Raw genomic sequence first — 16156 nt, 5'->3', positions numbered from 1 at the left:
CCCACATCGAAGTCATCCGTTTTTGGCACGAGTCACGACATGATCCCGTTTTCCATTCTCGACCTGGCCCCGGTGACCGAAGGCAGCGACGCCAGCCAGGCGTTCCGCAACACGCTGGACCTGGCCCGCCTGGGCGAACAGCTGGGCTATCGCCGTTACTGGCTGGCCGAGCACCACAACATGCCCGGCATCGCCAGCGCCGCGACGGCGGTGCTGATTGGCCACGTGGCGGCGGGCACCTCGACCATCCGCGTCGGCGCCGGCGGCATCATGCTGCCCAACCATTCGCCGCTGCAGGTGGCCGAGGCGTTCGGCACGCTGGCTTCGCTGCACCCGGACCGGATCGATCTGGGGCTGGGCCGTGCGCCGGGCACGGACCAGGCCACCGCGCGTGCCTTGCGCCGCTACTTCGATGGCGCGGACAGCTTTCCGCAGGATGTGCTGGAACTGCTCGCCTATTTCGAGCCCGCCGTGGCCGGACAGCAGGTGCGCGCCGTCCCCGGCGCGGGCGTCGAGGTGCCGGTGTGGCTGCTCGGCTCCAGCCTGTTCAGCGCGAAGCTGTCGGCGCAGCTCGGCCTGCCGTTCGCGTTTGCCTCGCACTTCGCGCCGGACGCGATGGACGAGGCGCTGGCGCTGTACCGGCGCGATTTCCAGCCCTCCGCCCGCCTGCAGCAGCCGTACGCGATGCTGGGCATCAACGTGGTCGCCGCCGACAGCGATGCCGAGGCGCGCCGGTTGTTCACCACCCAGCAGCAGAGCTTCATCAACCTGCGTCGTGGCCGGCCGGGGCTGATCCCGCCGCCGATCGACGACATCGAGGCGTACTGGACGCCGCCGGAAAAGCTGATGGTGGAGCGCGCGCTGGCCTGTGCCGTGGTCGGCGACGCGGCCACGGTGGAACAGGGCATCGCCGCCTTCATCGGGCGGCACCGGCCGGACGAACTGCTGCTCACCGCCAACGTGTTCGAGCACGGGGCGCGGCGGCGTTCGTTCGAGCTGGCGGCCGCGGCACGCGATCGTCTGCAGGCCGCATGAGCCCCGGGGCGCCAATCGGCCATAATGGGCGTTGTTCTCCCATCGCGAAGCTCTTCCAAGCATGAAAACCCCCAAGGGCCTGCAGGACCTGATCGACGAAGGCGTGATCGATCAGGTGCTGCGACCGCTGAAGAGCGGCAAGGAAGCCTCCGTCTACGTCGTCCGCTCGGGCGAGGACATTCGTTGCGCCAAGGTCTACAAGGACATGGCGCAGCGCAGTTTCCAGGCGCGCGTGCAATACCAGGAAGGCCGCAAGGTGCGCGGCAGCCGGCAGATGCGCGCGATGGGCAAGGCCACCAAGTTCGGTCGCAAGGAGGCCGAGGCCGCCTGGAAGAATGCCGAGGTCGACGCGCTCTACCAGCTCACCGCCGCCGGCGTGCGCGTGCCCAAACCCTACGGTTATTTCAGCGGCGTGCTGGTGATGGAGCTGGTCACCGACGCGGAGGGCTACTCGGCGCCGCGGCTGGGCGAGGTGGAACTGTCAGCCGACACCGCCCGCGAGTACCACCGCTTCCTGATGCAGCAGGTGGCGCGGATGCTGTGCGTGGGCCTGATCCACGGCGACCTTTCCGAATACAACGTGCTGGTGGGACCGGACGGCCCGGTGATCATCGACCTGCCGCAGGCGGTCAGCGCCTCGGGCAACAACAACGCCCGCACCATGCTGCGGCGTGACGTGGGCAACATCAGCATCAGCCTGTCGCGCTTCGCGCCGGAGCTGCTGGACACCCACTATGGCGAGGAGATGTGGGCGCTGTACGAACTGGGTGAACTGCACCCGGACAGCGAACTCACCGGCCACTTCGAGTTCGACGAGACCATCGCCGACGTGGACAGCGTGATGCAGTCGATCATCGACGCGCGCGAGGAAGCGATCATCCGCCAGCAGGGGCGCGAGGCCGCGGCGCAGGAAGACTGAGCTTCGCGGGTCGCAGGGCGGCAGGCAGTGCTCGCCCTGCGACCTGGAAAGGGTTCAGTGCGTGCTGACGTCGACCAGTTCCACGTCGAACACCAGCGAGGCGTTCGGCGGGATGTCGCCGCCGGCGCCGCGCGCGCCGTAGCCGAGCTCGGCGGGAATCAGCAGGGTGCGCTTGCCGCCTACCTTCATGCCGGCCACGCCCTGGTCCCAGCCGTCGATCACGCGGCCGGCGCCCAGCGGGAAGTTGAACGGCGCGCCGTGGTCGTACGAGCTGTCGAACTTGGCGCCGTGCTTGTCCTTGGCGCTGTCGTCGTAGAGCCAGCCGGTGTACTGCACCAGCACGTCCATGCCGGGCTTGGCCTCGGCACCGGTGCCGACCCGGGTGTCGATGATGGTGAGCTTGTCGACCTTGCCGCTCGCGTGCGCCGGAGGCGGCGTGCTGCAGGCGGCGAGGGCGAACACGGTGAGCAGGGGCAGCAACCAGCGCATGGGTGACTCCGGGAAGGTGGATGGAAAGGGACAGGGTATTACGTGTCCGCAAGCTTTGTGGCGGCGTGGACCCCACCCCAGCCCTCCCCTGCCGAGCAGGGGAGGGAATTCCGGCGTTTTTCGGCTTTGTGGCAGACGCTCAGCTCACCAGTTCGGTGGCGACCATGCGCTTGAACGGCTCGACGGCCACCGCATCGGCATCGTTCATCAACTGCAACTGGCCGTCCTGGATCAGCGCCTGCAGGCGCATGCCACGCTGCAGCAGTGCCACCAGTTCGGCCACCGTGGCGACGGGAATGTCCAGCACGGTGAGGTTCTTGTTGCGGGCCAGCGCACTGGCGTTCTTGTTCCACCAGATCTCCGCCGCGTTGCCGCCGTAGTTGATCACCACCACCTGGCGCGAACGGCCGCAGGCCTTGCGGATGCGCGTCTCGTCGGGCTGGCCGACCTCGATCCACAGCTCGATCTCGTCGGTATACGCCTTGCGCCACAGCGCCGGTTCGTCCTCGTCGCTGATGCCCTTGCCGAACTCCAGGCGATCCTCGGCATACAGCGCGAACGCGAGCAGGCGCACCATCAGGCGCTCCTCGGTTTCCGACGGATGCCGCGCCAGGGTCAACGCATGGGTGGCGTAGTAATGCCGGTCCATGTCGCTGACCTGCAGTTCGACTTTGTATATGGTGGAGTTCAGTGCCATGGGCGTACCTGGAGACAACAAGCCGACCATTGTACGCGCCGGGCAGCACCTACACTGTGCGCACATGAAGTCGCCCACACCAAGCTTCACCCGTGACGCCCGCGCCAGCACGGTGCACCTGCCGCCGGGCCACTGGGCGACCGTGCTCGACGCGCTGTGTGGGCACTTCGCCACGATCAGCCGCGCGCAATGGCTGGACCGCATCGAACGCGGACGCGTGCTGGATGGGCAGGGCGGCGCGATCACGCCGCAGACGCCGTACCGGGTGGGGCTGCGCGTCCACTACTACCGCGAGGTGGCGGATGAGCCGGTGATCCCGTTCGGCGAAACCGTGCTGCATGTGGACGAGCACCTGGTGGTGGCCGACAAGCCGCACTTCCTGCCGGTGACGCCGGCCGGCGGCTTCGTCGAACAGACCCTGCTGCGCCGGCTGGTCCAGCGACTGGACAACCCCGCGCTGGTGCCGCTGCACCGGATCGACCGGCTCACCGCGGGCCTGGTGCTGTTCTCGGCAAACCCGGCCAGCCGCGCCGCGTATCAGGCGCTGTTCCGCGAACGGCGCATCGACAAGCGCTACGAGGCACTGGCGCCGGCCTTGCCCGAGCTGGCGTTTCCGCACCTGCGGCGCTCGCGCATCGTTGCCGGCGAGCCGTTCTTCCGGATGCGCGAGGCGGCAGGCGAGGCGAACAGCGAGACGCGCATCGAGGTGATCGAACAGGGCGCCAGTGACTGGCGTTATGCGCTGTTCCCGCGGACCGGAAGGAAACACCAGTTGCGCCTGCACATGGCCGCGCTGGGGGCACCGATCAGCGGCGATCCCCTGTATCCGGCGCTGGCCGAGCCGGCCGCCGACGATCATCTTCGGCCGCTGAAATTGCTGGCGAAGGAGCTGGCGTTCGTCGATCCGTTGTCCGGACAACCACGGCACTTCGCGAGCGTCCTGGCGCTATAGGCGGGCGGCACCTGCGGGCTCGCCGTTTCGCGCCATCGGTAACCACCCGCGGCCATTCCACGCTATCTTCCACCGCAGCATCCATCCGGGGGAGAGTCATCTGTGAGTGCAAAACCAGCTTCCATCAGCGCGCCACGCACCGAGTTGACCGTACGTGGGTTGATCATCGGTATCGTGATCACCCTGGTGTTCACCGCGGCCAATGTGTTCTTCGGGCTCAAGGCCGGCCTGACCTTCGCCACCTCGATTCCGGCGGCGGTGATCTCGATGGCGATCCTGCGCAACTTCAGGAACTCGACCATCCAGGAAAACAACATCGTGCAGACGATCGCCTCGTCGGCGGGCACCTTGTCGGCGATCATCTTCGTGCTGCCCGGTCTGGTCATGGTCGGCTGGTGGACCGGCTTCCCGTTCTGGATCACCTTCGGCATCTGCGCCACTGGCGGCATCCTGGGCGTGATGTACACGATCCCGCTGCGCCGCGCGCTGGTCACCGATTCCGACCTGCCGTATCCGGAAGGCGTGGCCTGCGCCGAGGTGCTGAAGGTGGGCGGCGGCGACGATTCGGAATCCACCACGGAAGAGAGCAGCCGCGCCGGCCTGCTCGCCGTGATGGGCGGCTCGGTGGTCTCGGCGCTGTTCGCCATCGTGGTGGCCACCCGCGTGTTCGGCAGCAACGTGGCGCAGTATTTCCGCCTCGACGATCGCGGTTCGGCGACTGGCTACGACTTCAATCTTTCCTTCGCGCTGCTGGCAGTCGGGCACCTGGTGGGGCTGTGGGTGGGCCTTGCCATGTTGTTCGGCGCCGTGATCGCGTGGGGCTGGGCGGTGCCGCATTACACCGGGCTGCTTGTTGGCGTCACCGGTGCCGCGGCGGACGTGGCGCAGGCGGCGTGGAGCAGCAAGGTGCGCTTCATTGGCGCCGGCACGATCGGCGTGGCGGCGATCTGGACGCTGGCCAAGCTGGTCAAGCCGGTGATCGGCGGACTCGCCGCGGCGATGGCCTCGTCACGGGCGCGCAAGTCCGGCCAGGGCGCCAGCCTGCCCCGTACCGAGCTGGACATGCCGATCGGCATCGTCGGCCTGGTCAGCCTGCTGTGCCTGCTGCCAATCGCCTGGCTGCTGGGTGATTTCGCCGGCGATACCGGCCTGGGCGACCACCTGGGCCTGCTGCTGGCCGGCGGCCTGGTATTCGTGGTGGTGATGGGTTTCCTGGTCTCGGCGGTGTGCGGCTACATGGCCGGCCTGATCGGTTCGTCCAACAGCCCGCTGTCGGGCGTGGGCATCCTGGTGGTGATCGTGGCGGCGCTGTTGCTGGTCGCCGGCGTGCAGTCGCAACTGCCGGTCAGCGCGGGCAAGGGGCTGGTGGCGTTCGCGCTGTTCGCCACCTCGATCGTGTTCTCGGTGGCGACCATCGCCAACAACAACCTGCAGGACCTGAAGACCGGCCAGCTGGTCGACGCCACGCCGTGGAAGCAGCAGGTGGCGCTGGTCGCCGGCGTGCTGGTGGGCGCGGCGGTGATCCCTCCGGTGCTGGACTTGGTCAACCAGGCCTACGGTTTCGCCGGCATGCCGGGCGTCGACCCCTCGCGCGCACTGGCCGCGCCCCAGGCCGGACTGATCTCCGCGCTGGCGCAGGGCGTGATCCAGGGCAACATCGACTGGAGCCTGATCATCCTGGGCGGCGCGATCGGCGTGGTGCTGATCATCATCGACGCGGTGCTGGGACGCGCCAGCAAGTCCGCCTCGCTGCCGCCGCTGGCGGTGGGCCTGGGCATCTACCTGCCGACCTCGACCACGCTGATGGTGGTGGTCGGCGCGATCGTCGGCTGGTACTTCGACAAGCGCGCCGACCGCGCGCGCGATCCGGAGGCGACCAAACAGCTGGGCGTGCTGCTGGCCTCGGGCATGATCGTGGGCGAGAGCATCATCGGCGTGGTGATCGCCGCGATCGTGGTGTTCTCCGGCAAGGAGGCGCCGCTGGCCCTGGTCGGCGGCGGCTTCGCCAATGCAGCGATCTGGATCGGCGGGATCGCCTTCATCGCGGTCAACGTGGCGCTGTATCGCTGGGTGGCCCGACTGGGCCGTACACCCGCGGCCGGTTGAGGGGTTTGACGGGCATTTGTCCGCGCCGTGGCGCATGATCGCGCTGCGGCGGGGCAGGTCGCCCGGCTGCCACGACAACGAGGTGACCGTCATGCTGGATTGGTTGCAATACCGCAAGGAACTGCTGGGCCGGATCGGCGAGATCGGCAAGCTGAGCCCGGATACCCTGAAGGGCTACCAGACCCTGTCTGGCGCCGGCGAAAAGACCGGTCACCTGGATGCGAAGACGCGCGAGCTGATCTCGCTGGCGGTGGCGGTGACCACCCGCTGCGACGGCTGCATCACGGTGCACGTGGGCGAGGCGCTGAAGCATGGCGCCAGTCGCGAGGAAATTGCCGAAGCACTCGGTGTCGCGGTGGCGATGAACGCCGGCGCGGCCCTGGTGTATTCCGCCCGCGCGATGGATGCGGTCAACGCGCACAGCGGCGGTTGAGTCGGCAATCGGCGCGGATACAAGGCGCCGCCACGTACAATGCCGCCATCGTTTTTGATGGTCGAGGGATGACGTGACGGTTGCCGGAGTTTCCGCTGCCGCGCCGGATGCGGCGCTGGCGGCCCTGTTCGTGCCGTTCGAGTCCGGTGAGTTGTCCTTGCCGGCAGACGGTCGCGTGCTGTTCCTGCGCGCCCGCGCGGGCGTGCGCCTGCGCGAAATGGCGCAGCCGGGTTGGCTGTGCGAGCAGGGCTTCCTGCCGTTTGCCGACGAACTGGCGCGCAACGGCCTGCGCGTGGGCGAGCCGGCGGCCGGGGAGAAATTTTCGCTGGTGCTGCTGCTGCCGCCGCGCCAGCGCGACGAAGCCCGCGCGCTGTTCGCCCGCGGGTTGCAGCACGTGGCGGCGGGCGGCGTGCTGCTGGCAGCGATGCCGAATGCCGAGGGCGCGAAGTCGGGCGAGGCGGACCTGGCGAAACTGGCCGGCGCCGTGCAGCACCAGTCCAAGCACAAGTGCCGGGTGTTCTGGAGCACGCCGTCTGCCGACACCGTGGATCAGGCCTTGCTGGCCGAGTGGCTGGCGCTGGACGCGTCCCGCGAAATCATGGACGGCTACATCAGCCGCCCCGGCCTGTTCGCCTGGGATCGCATCGATCGCGCTTCGGCATTGCTGGCCGCGCATCTGCCGGCGGATCTGCACGGCAGCGTGGCCGATCTCGGCGGCGGCTACGGTTATCTTTCCACGCAGGTCATCGCGCGCTGTCCGCGAGTGCAGGCGATCGACCTGTACGAGGCCGAGGCGCGCGCGCTGGAGCCGGCGCGACTCAACCTGACCCGGGCGAAACGCGAAGCCGGCAGGGAACTCGCGGTGGCGGTGTACTGGCATGACGTCACCCGCGGCCTGGCGCAGCGCTACGACGCCATCGTCAGCAATCCGCCGTTCCACCAGGGCCGCGCCGACCTGCCCGAGCTGGGCCGCGCGTTCATCGTCAGCGCGGCCGAGGCGCTGCAGCCGGACGGCCGCCTGTTGCTGGTGGCCAATCGCCATCTGCCCTACGAGGCCGTGCTGGCCTCGCGTTTTCATGAAGTGCGCACGCTGGTTGTGCAGGAAGGATTCAAGGTGATCGAAGCGGTGGGAGTGCGGGGATGAAACTGGTCAAGCTGATCGCCAATCTGGGTTATGGCAGCCGCAAGGATGTCACGGCGCTGTTCCGTTCCGGCCGCATCACCGATGCCGATGGCGAAGTGCTGTACGCCGACGACGTGGTGCCTTACGAGACCATCCGCGTCGACGACGAACCGCTCGATCCGCCGCCCGGCCTGGTGCTGATGCTGAACAAACCGCTGGGCGTCACCTGCTCGCGCAAGGACCCGGGCCGGGTGGTCTACGACCTGCTGCCGCCACGCTACAGCGTGCGCTCGCCGGCGCTGTCCAGCGTGGGCCGGCTCGATCGGGACACCTCCGGCCTGCTGCTGTTCACCGACGACGGTGCGCTGCTGCACCGAATCATTTCGCCCAAGGCGCAGGTGACCAAGGTCTACGAGGCGACGCTGGCGCAGGATCTGCGCGGCGACGAAGGCGCGCTGTTCGCCAGCGGAAGCCTGATGCTGGAATCGGAGAAGGAGCCGCTGGCGCCGGCGAACCTCGAAGTGCTGGGCCCGCGCCATGCCCGGCTCAGCGTCACCGAGGGCCGCTACCACCAAGTGCGTCGGATGTTTGCCGCCACCGGCAACCATGTCGAGACCCTGCAGCGGATCTCGGTGGGCAGGCTCGCGTTGGGCGAGTTGCCGCTGGGCGAATGGCGTGCGCTGGATGCCGACGAGGTCGCGCTGATCTTCGCGCCCTAGCACCTACAGCATGTGCACCGCGGTGGGGATCGTGGCGCCGAACCACTTGTGCCGCTCGTCGCGGCAGCTGGGGCTGCCCATCGCGAACTTGCGGCAGATGCCCGGGCGTTCGTCGTAGATGGTGCAGCCCGAAGTGTTCGGATCGACCGCCGCGCACCAGCCGTCCTCGCCCTTGGCCAGGGTTTCCATGCCGTGTTCGTCGCGATCGATCAGCCACGTGGGCACGTGGTCGTCGGGCATCAGCACCACGGTGAGGCGGCAGCACACGGCTTCGCAGGTATTGCAGTGGACGCCGGGGTCGATGCTTTCGGCGTAACGGTCGACGGGCTGTGCGCGAGAGGGATTCATGCGCCAGCTTGGCACTGCCGCGATGAACAGGATGTTGAGGCGACGATCAGTCCGCCTTGTCGTCCCACAACGCCTGCCAGCCATCCGCACCCAGCCGGCGCAGGGTTTCCTGGTTGCGGCGATAGATCGCGTCGGTGTCGCTCATCTGTTCCATCGCGCGTTCGACGCTCGCTTCGCGCAACAGGTGCAGGGTGGGGAAGGGTGAGCGGTTGCTGAAGTTCTCCACGTCGTCCGCTTCGCTGTCGGCGAACTGGTACTGCGGATGGAAGCTGGCCACCTGCCATTCGCCTTCCAGTCCCAGCGTCTGCACGGCCGCGTCGGCCACGTCGAGGAAGTCGTTGTAGTCGAGGAAATCGCCGAGCACAAACGGATGGATCAGCAGGCCGGTTTCGCATTCCTCCGGCGTCAGCGCGTTGAGCGACTGCAGCTCGCCGCAGAGGTCGTCCAGCAGCGCGTCGGTGTCGCGTGCCTGGCTCACCCGCATGCGCAGCTTGCCCTGCACGTGGGGCGCGCGGGCGAACGGACACAGGTTCAGCCCGATCACCGCCCGTTCCAGCCAGCGCGTGGTGGCCGCCAGGTAGGGCGCGTCCCCGGGCAGGGCGTCGGCGTTCAGGTCGTTGGCGGGGGACGGGATCATGCGATTTCCGGTTCGGGGACGAGCCCGACTATAGCCGTTGCGGGCGGGCCACCGGCACGGACTGGCTGCGGCGCGCAGATGACGTGCGATGATGTCCGACGCATTCCGGGCACGCGGCTTGCTTGGGTGAAGGTTTCCCTTCGCCGGCCACCGCTGAACGCGGCTTTGCCCGGTCGCATGGTGAGGATGGATTCGTGGATGGTTCGAGCGGCCGGATGACAGGTGCGACCCACTTGGCGCCCGGCGAAAAGCCGGAAGCTCCTCGCCCCGCCGTGGCGCGCGCCGCGGCGGCGACCGCGTGCGCGCCGACGGCCAGTCGTTTCCGCGGACCCCAGCGCCGCCCCGATCCCCGGGCCAGGCCTGCCACGCCCGCGCCGGCGCGGCATGCGCTGGTGCGTCGGCGCCGCGAATCAACGCTGCGCGAGGTGCCGGGCCATCGTGGACGATGGACGGCAGCGTTCGCCGCCTGGCGTCACTTCGCGGCGCGCGTGCCGGCCTTGGTCAATGTCTATCTGCCATCGGTGCCGCGCTACCTTGCACCGGCGCTGCTGGCCGCGGCGTGTCTTGCGACAGCGATCGGCTTTGGCGGCGGGCGCCATCCCGGGCATGCGACGGCTCCCGCGATGACGGCGCAACCGGCGCCCGGAGCGCCAGCCCTGGTCACGGCCGTGCCACCCAGGGAGGTGGCCGCTCCAGCGGCGGCTCCGGCGATTCCGCCGTATGCCGCGGAACAGCGGACGCCTCCCGCGCCGTCCGCCGACCGCCTGCTCAGCGAAGTCAGCACGATGGACCTGATGATGCCGATCGCCGAGCCCGACCTGGACATCCGTTCGCGCCACAGCCTGTGGGCCCAGGTGGGCAAGACCTACGGCATCGACCCGCTGTTGCTGTACAGCGTGGCGCTGGTGGAATCGAAGTCGCTGTATCCGGACGGCCGGGTGGCGCCGACGCCGTGGCTGTTCCGCGTCGACGACCATCTGGTGCGGGGCGATCGCCAGCACGTGCAACTGCAGATGGCCGCGGCCAGCCAGTTCGGTTCGGCGGTGCAGGACGTGGGCATCATGCAGGTCTATTACCCGATGCACCGCGACGCGGTGCGCGACCCGCTGACCCTGCTCGATCCGCGCACCAACATCACCGTCGGGGCAAAAATCCTCCGCGACGGCATGCGCCGCACCCGCGATCGCGTGATGGGCGTGGGCTATTACCACAGCCGCACGCCCAGCCTGGCCAGGGGTTACGGCACGGCCGTGCTGACCGTCTACGACAGGCTGAAGGCGCAGCATCGCAAGTCGGCCAGGCAGGGGCCGGTGGCGCGCTAGGTTCCTCCGGTCGCAGGCGAACGCCTTGCATCGCGGGGCGGTCGCCCGGATATAGGCAGCACCTCCCGCGGTCACTATCAGCATGTTCCATCTGCGCTTCGACAACGCCTTCGTCCGCGACCTGCCCGGTGATCCGCAGCAGGGCGCAGGTCTGCGCCAGGTCGAAGGCGCGCTGTATTCGCGGATCGATCCCACGCCCGTGGCTGCGCCGCGGCTGCTGGCGCATTCGGCGGAGATGGCCGCCACGCTGGGGTTCAGCGAAGCCGAGATCGCTGCGCCGGAATTTGCGCAACTGTTCGGCGGCAACGCGCTGCTCGACGGCATGCAGCCGTATGCGGCGAACTACGGTGGCCACCAGTTCGGCCACTGGGCCGGGCAGTTGGGCGATGGCCGGGCGATCTCGCTGGGCGAGGTGATCAATGCCGCCGGCGAACGTTGGGAGTTGCAGCTGAAAGGTGCGGGCCTGACACCGTATTCGCGCGGCGCGGATGGTCGCGCGGTACTGCGCTCGTCGGTACGCGAATTCCTGTGCAGCGAGGCGATGCACCACCTGGGCGTGCCGACCACGCGGGCGCTGAGCCTGGTCGGCACCGGCGAGCCGGTGCTGCGCGACATGTTTTACGACGGCAACGCGGCCACCGAGCCGGGCGCCATCGTCTGCCGCGCGGCGCCTTCGTTCCTCCGCTTCGGCAACTTCGAACTGCCGGCGTCGCGCGGCGACATCGGTCTGCTGCGGCAACTGGTCGACTTCGCCATCCGGCGTGATTTCCCCGAACTGCAGGGGCAGGGCGAGGCGCTGTACGCGGAGTGGTTTGCCCAGGTCTGCGAGCGCACCGCCGCGATGATTGCGCACTGGATGCGGGTGGGCTTCGTGCATGGCGTGATGAACACCGACAACATGTCGATCCTGGGCCTCACCATCGACTACGGTCCGTACGGCTGGATCGACAACTACGACCCGGACTGGACGCCGAACACCACCGACGCGCAGCGTCGCCGCTACCGTTTCGGCCAGCAGCCGAACGTGGCCTGGTGGAACCTGAGTCGGCTGGCCGGCGCGCTGGCGCCGCTGTTCGCCGACGTGGCGCCGCTGCAGGCGGGGCTGGATCGCTACGCGGCCGCCCATGCCGCTGCCGATCGGGCGAATATCGCCGCGAAACTCGGCTTCGCCGAATGCCGCGATGACGACGTGGCCCTGATGCAGTCGTTGCAGTCCCTGCTGCAGCAGGCCGAGATCGACATGACGCTGTGGTTTCGCGCACTCGCTGATCTCGACACGCGGGCGCCCACGCTGGCGCCATTCGCCGCGGCTTTCTACGACGAGGCGAAACGTCGCGCGGCCGAGCCGGCGCTCGACGACTGGCTGCGCCGCTACGCGGCGCGGCTGGCCGACGATCCGTTGTCGGCCGGACCACGTCGCGAGCAGATGCGTCTGGCCAACCCCCGTTACGTGCTGCGCAATTACCTGGCGCAGCAGGCGATCGACCGCGCCGAGCAGGGCGACCTCGACGGCATCACCGAGCTGCTCGACGTGTTGCGCCACCCGTACGACGACCAGCCCGGCCGCGAGGCGTTCGCGCAGAGGCGCCCGGACTGGGCGCGGCACAAGGCCGGTTGCTCGATGCTGTCGTGCAGTTCCTGAGCCGGAAAGCACGAAGGCCGGCAATGCCGGCCTTCGTGATCGGAAAATGGTGCCCTCGAGACGATTCGAACGTCCGACCTGCCCCTTAGGAGGGGGCCGCTCTATCCAACTGAGCTACGAGGGCAGCGCCGGGATTTTCGCATGGATCGCGCGGTTCTGCTGCTCCCCTGCCGCCAGAGGGAGGGAGCAAGGTGGTTGCCCCTGCTAGAATGGCGAATTACCGATTTCATCCACGGTGCCGGCAGGCGCCGCATGTCCAGGAGACATCCATGTCCCATGCAATCCTCAGCGCGCTCGGCCTCGACGGCGAGCAGTCCGGCAGCTACCTCGGCCAGGGCGAGTGGTCGAAAACCACCGACGCCGGCGCGTTGCAGCCGGTGAACCCGGCCACCGGCGAAGTGCTCGGCACCGTGCATGCGTCCAGCGCCGCCGATTACGAGGTGATCGTCCAGCGCGCCCAGGCCGCGTTCAAGGTGTGGCGCACCACGCCCGCGCCGCAGCGTGGCGAAGCGGTGCGCCTGTGCGGTGAGGCGCTGCGCAAGCACAAGGACGCGCTCGGTTCGCTGGTGGCGCTGGAGATGGGCAAGATCAAGCCCGAGGGCGATGGCGAAGTGCAGGAGATGATCGACATCGCCGACTTCGCGGTGGGCCAGAGCCGCATGATGTACGGCTCGACCATGCATTCGGAGCGCCCCGGCCACCGCATGTACGACCAGTACCATCCGCTGGGCCTGGTCGGCATCATCAGCGCGTTCAACTTCCCGGTCGCGGTGTGGGCGTGGAACGCCATGCTGGCCACCATCGCCGGCGACATCTGCATCTGGAAGCCGTCGCCGAAGACGCCGCTGTCGGCGATCGCCACGATGAAGATCTGCAACGAGGCGCTGAAGGACGCCGGCTTCCCCGACCTGTTCTTCCTGTTCAACGATGCCGGCAGCGACCTGGCGCAGGCCTTCGTCGACGACAAGCGCATCCCGCTGATCAGCTTCACCGGCTCGACCAAGGTCGGCCGCATGGTCGGCGAGCGCGTGGCGCAGCGCATGGGCCGCTCGCTGCTGGAGCTGGGCGGCAACAACGCGATCATCCTCGATGAAACCGCCGACCTGAAGCTGGCGATCCCGGGCATCGTGTTCGGCGCCGTCGGCACCGCCGGCCAGCGCTGCACCACCACGCGCCGTTTGTTCGTGCAGGAATCGATCTTCGACGGCGTGGTCGATACCCTGGTCAAGGCCTACCAGCAGGTCGAGGGCAAGATCGGCGATCCGACCCTGGCCACCACGCTGATGGGTCCGCTGAACAGCCAGGAAGCGGTGCAGGGCTACCTGAAGGCGGTGGAGAACGCCAAGGCCGCCGGTGGCACCGTGCGCACCGGCGGCAAGGCGCTGACCGACCGCAAGGGCAACTTCGTGCTGCCGACCATCGTCACCGGCGTGAAGAATTCCGACGACGTGGTGCAGACCGAGACGTTCGCGCCGATCCTCTACGTGATGCCGTTCAAGACGCTGGACGAAGCCATCGACATGCAGAACGACGTGCCGCAGGGCCTGTCCTCGTCGATCTTCACCAACAACCTGCGCGCGGGCGAGCAGTTCCTGTCGGCGGCGGGTTCCGACTGCGGCATCGCCAACGTCAACATCGGCACCTCGGGTGCGGAGATCGGCGGCGCGTTCGGCGGCGAGAAGGAAACCGGCGGCGGCCGCGAATCCGGTTCGGATGCGTGGAAGGTCTACATGCGCCGCCAGACCAACACCATCAACTACTCCGACGCGCTGCCGCTGGCGCAGGGCATCAAGTTCACGGTGTGACGAAAGTCGGCCACGGGCGTTCGCCGTCCGTGGCCGTCCGATACATGAAGGCGTTGTGCCACCTCCCTCACGAGTGAGCGAACGATGAGCTATCAACCGTCTTATCGCCCGGGCAACACGACCAGTTCGCTGGCGGTGGTGAGCCTGGTGTTCGGCATCCTGACGTGGATCTTGCTGCCGTTCATCGGTGCGCTGGTGGCGATCGTCTGCGGTCACCTGGCACGCGGCGAGATCCGCCGCAGCCCGATCGACCACCGCATGGAAGGTGACGGCATGGCGGTGGCCGGGCTGGTGCTCGGCTACGTCCAGCTGGCCTTGTGCGTGCTGGGCATCTTCCTGCTGATGGCGGTGCTGATCTTCGGTTTCGCGTTTGCCGGCTGGCACTGACGGCGCATGAACAAGGCGCTGCCGGCTCCGTTCGATTTCCGCGGCTTTCGCGTCGTCGTGGCCGGTGGCAGCCGTGGCATCGGCCGCAGCATCGCGCTGGGTTTTGCCGCCGCTGGCGCCGGGGTCTCCATCTGCGCCCGTGGCGCAACAGCTCTCGAGGAAACTCGCCAGGCCATCGCGGCCCACGGCGTGGTCGCGCACGCGCAAGGCTGTGACCTGGCCGACGCCTCGGCGATCGAAGTTTATGTGGCGAATGCCGCCGACGCGCTCGGCGGCATCGACGTGCTGGTCAACAACGCCAGCGGTTACGGCTTCGACGAAGGCGACGAGAGCTGGCTGGCCGGCTTCAACGTCGACCTGATGGCCGCGGTGCGCGCCTCGCGCGCGGCGCTGCCGCATCTCAAGGCGTCGGCCCACGGCTGCATCCTGCACACCAGTTCGATCGCGGCCTTCCGTCCGCGTGCGAACGGCGCGGCCTATGCCGCGGTGAAGGCGGCGCTGAGCCAGTACACCACCTCGCAGGCGCTGGCGCTGGCCGGCGAGCGCATCCGCGTCAACGCGATCGCGCCCGGCTCGATCGCGTTCGCCGATGGCCTGTGGGAGCGGCGCCGGGTGGAGCAGCCGGAGTTGTACCGCGCCACGCTGGCGAAGATTCCGTTCGGCCGCTTCGGCACGCCGGAGGAAATCGCCCACGCCGCGCTGTTCCTCGCTTCCCCGTTCGCGGGCTGGATCACCGGCCAGACCCTGGTCGTCGACGGCGGGCAGATGCTCAGTGGCTGATTTCCAGTCCACCACACGCTTCAGCGATCGCGTCGACGACTACGTGCGCTATCGCCCCGACTATCCCGTGGCGCTGTTCGACTGGCTGCAGCGCGAGCAGGGCGTGGACAGCCACTGGCGCGTGGCCGACGTGGGTGCGGGCACCGGCATCTCCTCGAAGATGTTCCTCGATGCGGGTTACCGTGTGACGGCGGTAGAGCCGAATGCGCCGATGCGCGCCGCCGCCGAGCAATGGCTGCGCGGGTACGACGGCTTCGATGCCGTCGACGGCCGCGCCGACGCCACCAAGCTGGCCGATGCCAGCGTGGATCTGGTCACCGTGGCGCAGGCGTTCCACTGGTTCGACGAGGCAGCGGCGCGGCGCGAGTTCGCGCGCATCCTGCGTCCGCAAGGGCTGGTAGTGATCTGGTGGAATTCGCGCCGGCTCACCGGCACGCGCTTCCTCGAAGGTTACGAGGCCTTGCTGCTGCGCTTCGGCACCGACTACACCAGCGTGGCCGAGCGTTACGCCGACGATGCACACATGCGCGTCTGGTTCGGCGCCGGCTACCGCGGCAGCGCCAGTTTCGGGCACGGCCAGCGGCTGGACTTCGACGCGCTGTGCGGGCGCCTGATGTCATCCTCGTATGCGCCGCAGGCGGGACATCCGCAGCATGAGCCGATGCTGCAGGCGCTGCGCGAACTGTTCGACAACTGCGCCGAAGACGGCACGGTAAGCTTCGATTACGACACCCGCATCTTCGCGGGCCAACCGGTCTGATC

General features: G+C 68.4%; 17 protein-coding genes and 1 tRNA gene. 13 read left to right on the top strand and 5 right to left on the bottom strand.

Annotated elements, in window-relative coordinates; translation table 11 throughout:
• The first annotated feature begins 39 nt into the window (after nucleotides 1-39).
• Both ASD55_RS11350 and ASD55_RS11345 read left to right on the top strand, forming a co-directional pair.
• A complete protein-coding gene (locus ASD55_RS11350; RefSeq protein ID WP_056766208.1) occupies nucleotides 40-1035 on the top strand; it encodes an LLM class flavin-dependent oxidoreductase in 996 nt (331 codons plus the stop codon).
• A gap of 61 nt (nucleotides 1036-1096) precedes the next feature.
• Nucleotides 1097-1954 (top strand): PA4780 family RIO1-like protein kinase, encoded by an 858-nt coding sequence (locus ASD55_RS11345; RefSeq protein WP_056718193.1) that lies wholly within the window; start codon nucleotides 1097-1099, stop codon nucleotides 1952-1954.
• A 54-nt stretch (nucleotides 1955-2008) separates the two neighbouring features.
• Here the strand turns inward: ASD55_RS11345 and ASD55_RS11340 are convergent, their stop codons facing one another.
• Both ASD55_RS11340 and ASD55_RS11335 read right to left on the bottom strand, forming a co-directional pair.
• Nucleotides 2009-2443 carry an FKBP-type peptidyl-prolyl cis-trans isomerase gene (locus tag ASD55_RS11340; RefSeq protein ID WP_056718192.1) on the bottom strand — a complete coding sequence of 145 codons (435 nt, stop codon included), beginning with the start codon at nucleotides 2441-2443 and terminating at the stop codon, nucleotides 2009-2011.
• 139 nt (nucleotides 2444-2582) lie between these two features.
• On the bottom strand, nucleotides 2583-3140 hold the full coding sequence (locus ASD55_RS11335) for a YaeQ family protein (RefSeq protein WP_056766206.1): 558 nt from the start codon (nucleotides 3138-3140) through the stop codon (nucleotides 2583-2585).
• A 64-nt stretch (nucleotides 3141-3204) separates the two neighbouring features.
• Between ASD55_RS11335 and ASD55_RS11330 the strand changes: the two genes are divergently transcribed.
• The 5 genes from ASD55_RS11330 (at nucleotide 3205) to ASD55_RS11310 (ending at nucleotide 8473) form a co-directional block, all read left to right on the top strand.
• Nucleotides 3205-4092 carry a pseudouridine synthase gene (locus tag ASD55_RS11330; protein ID WP_056766203.1) on the top strand — a complete coding sequence of 296 codons (888 nt, stop codon included), beginning with the start codon at nucleotides 3205-3207 and terminating at the stop codon, nucleotides 4090-4092.
• Nucleotides 4093-4194: 102 nt separating this feature from the next.
• Nucleotides 4195-6198 (top strand): oligopeptide transporter, OPT family, encoded by a 2004-nt coding sequence (locus ASD55_RS11325; protein WP_056766200.1) that lies wholly within the window; start codon nucleotides 4195-4197, stop codon nucleotides 6196-6198.
• A gap of 91 nt (nucleotides 6199-6289) precedes the next feature.
• Entirely contained in the window at nucleotides 6290-6631 is a 342-nt protein-coding gene (locus tag ASD55_RS11320; protein WP_056766478.1) for a carboxymuconolactone decarboxylase family protein, read from the top strand.
• A 73-nt stretch (nucleotides 6632-6704) separates the two neighbouring features.
• A complete protein-coding gene (locus ASD55_RS11315) occupies nucleotides 6705-7775 on the top strand; it encodes a methyltransferase (RefSeq protein ID WP_056766198.1) in 1071 nt (356 codons plus the stop codon).
• The gene (locus tag ASD55_RS11310) at nucleotides 7772-8473 is read left to right on the top strand and encodes a pseudouridine synthase (protein ID WP_007805859.1); all 702 of its coding nucleotides are present in this window, start codon (nucleotides 7772-7774) and stop codon (nucleotides 8471-8473) included. The genes ASD55_RS11315 and ASD55_RS11310 overlap by 4 nt, the downstream gene beginning before the upstream one ends.
• A gap of 3 nt (nucleotides 8474-8476) precedes the next feature.
• On the opposite strand, the gene ASD55_RS11305 is transcribed toward ASD55_RS11310, so the two are convergent.
• Both ASD55_RS11305 and ASD55_RS11300 read right to left on the bottom strand, forming a co-directional pair.
• Nucleotides 8477-8821, bottom strand: a complete 345-nt coding sequence (locus ASD55_RS11305; protein ID WP_056718186.1) for a YkgJ family cysteine cluster protein — start codon at nucleotides 8819-8821, stop codon at nucleotides 8477-8479.
• Between the two features lie 46 nt (nucleotides 8822-8867).
• Nucleotides 8868-9458: a DUF1415 domain-containing protein gene (locus ASD55_RS11300; protein ID WP_056766196.1), complete on the bottom strand. Its 591-nt coding sequence runs from the start codon at nucleotides 9456-9458 to the stop codon at nucleotides 8868-8870.
• 233 nt (nucleotides 9459-9691) lie between these two features.
• Here ASD55_RS11300 and ASD55_RS18850 point away from each other — a divergent pair, with 233 nt between their 5' ends.
• Both ASD55_RS18850 and ASD55_RS11290 read left to right on the top strand, forming a co-directional pair.
• Nucleotides 9692-10780, top strand: coding sequence for a lytic transglycosylase domain-containing protein (locus ASD55_RS18850; RefSeq protein WP_235577785.1), 1089 nt, complete (start codon nucleotides 9692-9694; stop codon nucleotides 10778-10780).
• A gap of 82 nt (nucleotides 10781-10862) precedes the next feature.
• Nucleotides 10863-12422: a YdiU family protein gene (locus ASD55_RS11290; protein ID WP_056766194.1), complete on the top strand. Its 1560-nt coding sequence runs from the start codon at nucleotides 10863-10865 to the stop codon at nucleotides 12420-12422.
• A 47-nt stretch (nucleotides 12423-12469) separates the two neighbouring features.
• On the opposite strand, the gene ASD55_RS11285 is transcribed toward ASD55_RS11290, so the two are convergent.
• A tRNA-Arg gene (locus ASD55_RS11285) sits at nucleotides 12470-12546 on the bottom strand.
• 145 nt (nucleotides 12547-12691) lie between these two features.
• Between ASD55_RS11285 and ASD55_RS11280 the strand changes: the two genes are divergently transcribed.
• The 4 genes from ASD55_RS11280 (at nucleotide 12692) to ASD55_RS11265 (ending at nucleotide 16154) form a co-directional block, all read left to right on the top strand.
• A complete protein-coding gene (locus ASD55_RS11280; protein WP_056766192.1) occupies nucleotides 12692-14227 on the top strand; it encodes an aldehyde dehydrogenase family protein in 1536 nt (511 codons plus the stop codon).
• An 84-nt stretch (nucleotides 14228-14311) separates the two neighbouring features.
• The gene (locus ASD55_RS11275) at nucleotides 14312-14614 is read left to right on the top strand and encodes a DUF4190 domain-containing protein (RefSeq protein ID WP_056766190.1); all 303 of its coding nucleotides are present in this window, start codon (nucleotides 14312-14314) and stop codon (nucleotides 14612-14614) included.
• Nucleotides 14615-14620: 6 nt separating this feature from the next.
• Nucleotides 14621-15394, top strand: a complete 774-nt coding sequence (locus ASD55_RS11270) for an SDR family oxidoreductase (protein ID WP_056766187.1) — start codon at nucleotides 14621-14623, stop codon at nucleotides 15392-15394.
• Nucleotides 15387-16154: a class I SAM-dependent methyltransferase gene (locus tag ASD55_RS11265; RefSeq protein WP_056766185.1), complete on the top strand. Its 768-nt coding sequence runs from the start codon at nucleotides 15387-15389 to the stop codon at nucleotides 16152-16154. Before ASD55_RS11270 ends, ASD55_RS11265 begins: the two co-directional genes overlap by 8 nt.
• Nucleotides 16155-16156 lie beyond the last annotated feature (2 nt).

This window comes from Rhodanobacter sp. Root561 (genome assembly GCF_001427365.1).
Classification (GTDB): Bacteria; Pseudomonadota; Gammaproteobacteria; order Xanthomonadales; family Rhodanobacteraceae; genus Rhodanobacter.
Note: the sequence above shows the minus strand (reverse complement) of the source record. Positions and strands in the feature narration are given on the sequence as shown.